The organism is Parafrankia sp. FMc2 (genome assembly GCF_041008525.1).
Taxonomy (GTDB): domain Bacteria; phylum Actinomycetota; class Actinomycetes; order Frankiales; family Frankiaceae; genus Parafrankia.
Map to the genome: position 1 here is coordinate 1 of NZ_JBFLUG010000320.1, position 2757 is coordinate 2757.

Genomic DNA, 2757 nt, shown 5'->3' on the forward strand with positions numbered 1-2757 from the left:
CCGGATCGAGCCGGTAACGGGACATGTTCCGACTCTACCGAAAGGAATCCCGTATGCGTTCCCGCATGGAGCGCCGTTTCCTCCCCGGCCTGAAGTCCGAGGTATCCACGGCGAGATCCCGATGACACCTCGGCCGGGACGACGGTGAACGACGGCGCCTCCGGTAGGGAGCGGTAGGCCTCGTCGAAGGCGGCGAGGTGGTCGAGTTCCTCACGGTCGCGTCCACGCTGCTCCACCCGCCGCTGTCGCGGGGAACCGGCGGAACGCGGCGCGTACTCGGCGGTCGCCACGGTCGCCACGGGCACGCATGATCGCATACTGGCAGTAGGTGTAGCGGTCCATCACCGCGGCGCGGCCGGTCAGCCAGGACTTCGAATCGCACTTCTCGCCGGCGACCTCACCCAGGACGGCGGGACCGATTCCGCATTCGCCGTGTACCAGCTTCCGGAAGTGGTCCGTATCGGGTGATGCACGACGACCGGTACGCGCGGGCAGGGCTCTGTGAGCAGAGTCGACAGACGACCCTGGATGCAGATCCCTCGATTCTCACCGGCATCCCGAGGCGGCTGACCGTTGGTCGCGGCGGATCGAGGAACGTTATGGTCCGGCTGTGGACTATGTCGCTGGCCTTCTGGCGCAGAACCGGCTCCTCGTCGATCTGCTCGGCGAGGCCGACCTGTCAATGCCTGTCCCGACCTGCCCGGGCTGGAATCTGGCCCAGCTCGTACGCCACGTCGGGGGCACTGACCGGTGGGCGGCCGTGATGATCAGGACCCGGGCCACCGTGGTTCTCGACCCGCGCACGATCGAGGGCGGCAGGCCGCCGGCGGACCGCGGCGACGCGCTCGCCTGGCTTCAGGAGAGCCCGCGGCTGCTGCTGGAAGCCGTCGCCGTCGATCCGGACGTGCCGGTCTGGACGTTCACCGGCCCGCGGCCGGCGCGCTGGTGGGTCCGGCGGCGGATGCACGAGGCGATGATCCACCGTGTCGACGCCGCGTTCGCGCTGGGCGTCGAGTACCCGCTTGAGGCCGTGTTCGCCGCCGATGGGATCTCGGAGTGGCTCGGCCTGCTCACCGCGCAACCCGGCGCTGGGATCCTTCCGGATGGGGCCACCGTCCACCTGCATGCCACCGATGAGGGCCTCGGCCTCGAAGGGGAGTGGGCGATCCGCGGCGCCGCGGACGGGATCGGCTGGGAGCACGCTCACGAGAAGGGCGACGTGGCGGTGCGCGGCGCAGCCGCCGACCTGCTGCTCGCGCTGATGCGCCGTATCCCCGGCGATGACAGCCGGCTGCAGGTCCTCGGTGAGCAGGAGCACTGGACACGCTGGCTCGCGAACACCAGCTTCTGACCATCCGACAGGCACCGTGGAGCCCACCGGATGCTCGGCTCCACGGTGCCCTCAAGATAATCAACGCTGTTGACATGTCGGAGTCCCCAGCCTTGATCATGGTAAAAACCCAGTAGGGGGGCAGCTTCGTTCCCAGGCCCACCACCACGGAAGATCGCCACAGAAGATCGACGACGAGACTCTCTCATCTCCCTTTTTGGACTTGCTGGTCCAAAAATTTCCTCGTACGGTCACGGCCATGACACGTCGACTTGAGCGCAGGACAGCTCTCATCACCGGATCCACTCGCAACATCGGGCGGGCGATCGCCCTGGCCTTCGGCGCGGAAGGCGCCCATGTCATCGTCTCCGGGCGCGACGACAGCCGCGGGCAGGCGGTGGTCGACCGGATCCGCGCGGATGGCGGGAAGGCCGACTTCGTTCACGCGGACCTCGACGGCACCGCTGCTGCCAGCAGGTCGTTGGCCACGGCGGCCAGTGACCTGCTGGGCGGGCGGATCGACATTCTTGTCAACAACGCGGGTATCTATCCGCCTGCGACGACGCTGACGGCCGACGATGCGATGGTCGACCGTGTCTATGCGGTCAATGTGAAGGCGCCGTTCTTCCTCACGCAGGCGGTGGCGCCGGAGATGGTCGCCGCGGGCGGTGGCGTCATCATCAATCTGGGTTCCTGGGTAGCGCGGTTGAGTGTGCCGGTCGGTGCGCTCTACGCGTCGACCAAGGGCGCGTTGGAGACACTCACCCGGGCGTGGGCCGCGGAGTTCGGGCCGCAGGGGGTGCGGGTGAACGCGGTGTCGCCGGGTGTCATCGCTGATCCCGAGCTGAACCTGGACCATCCGGCGTACGCGCTGATGCACGGTACACCGGCTGGGCGGGCGGGTGAGCCGGCAGCGATCGCCGCCGCGGCCGTCTACCTGGCCTCGGATGACGCCGCCTTCGTGCACGGCACGGTGGTCGACGTCGACGGTGGGCGCGCGAGCGTGGCGGTACTTGCGAACCCCATCGCCTTTCAGGCGGCCTGATCTGCATCTGCTGGCGAGTTATCCGAACGCAAGATAATCAACATTGTTGACCCCATGGCATCTCATTTTTGATCATCAGCTATCTGGCCTTGGCACCGTAGAACCCAAATAACAAACCGACCCACAACCGCATCCAGGCCAAAGCCTCGACAAGATCGTCCTTCTGAGGAGTGAATTGCTGGACCACGGAGAGGCTGGTTCCGGGCATGCTGGAAGGCGCTGGGAGCCTGGCTTCCAGCGCTGGTCATATCGATACTGAGGAGTGAATTGCTGGACCACGGAGAGGCTGGTTCCGGGCATGCTGGAAGGCGCTGGGAGCCTGGCTTCCAGCGCTGGTCATATCGATACTCGGTGAGCGGCGGCGGGTTTTCCTTTCTGTGTG

Annotated in this window: 2 protein-coding genes and 1 pseudogene; 2 read left to right on the forward strand and 1 reads right to left on the reverse strand. The window is 66.7% G+C overall.

Annotated features, from left to right (window positions below):
* Positions 1 to 305: pseudogene (locus tag AB1460_RS36750) on the reverse strand (hypothetical protein); the annotation flags it as partial.
* Between the two features lie 305 nt (positions 306 to 610).
* Between AB1460_RS36750 and AB1460_RS36755 the strand changes: the two are divergent.
* Both AB1460_RS36755 and AB1460_RS36760 read left to right on the forward strand, forming a co-directional pair.
* Positions 611 to 1351 (forward strand): maleylpyruvate isomerase family mycothiol-dependent enzyme, encoded by a 741-nt coding sequence (locus AB1460_RS36755; RefSeq protein ID WP_368967127.1) that lies wholly within the window; start codon positions 611 to 613, stop codon positions 1349 to 1351.
* A gap of 238 nt (positions 1352 to 1589) precedes the next feature.
* Entirely contained in the window at positions 1590 to 2375 is a 786-nt protein-coding gene (locus AB1460_RS36760) for an SDR family NAD(P)-dependent oxidoreductase (RefSeq protein WP_368967128.1), read from the forward strand.
* The last annotated feature ends 382 nt before the right edge of the window (positions 2376 to 2757 follow it).

Bases quoted from the DNA above. Each gene is read 5' to 3' on its own strand.
- AB1460_RS36760 (WP_368967128.1), top strand. From the start codon at position 1,590: ATGACACGTCGACTTGAGCGCAGGACAGCTCTCATCACCGGATCCACT.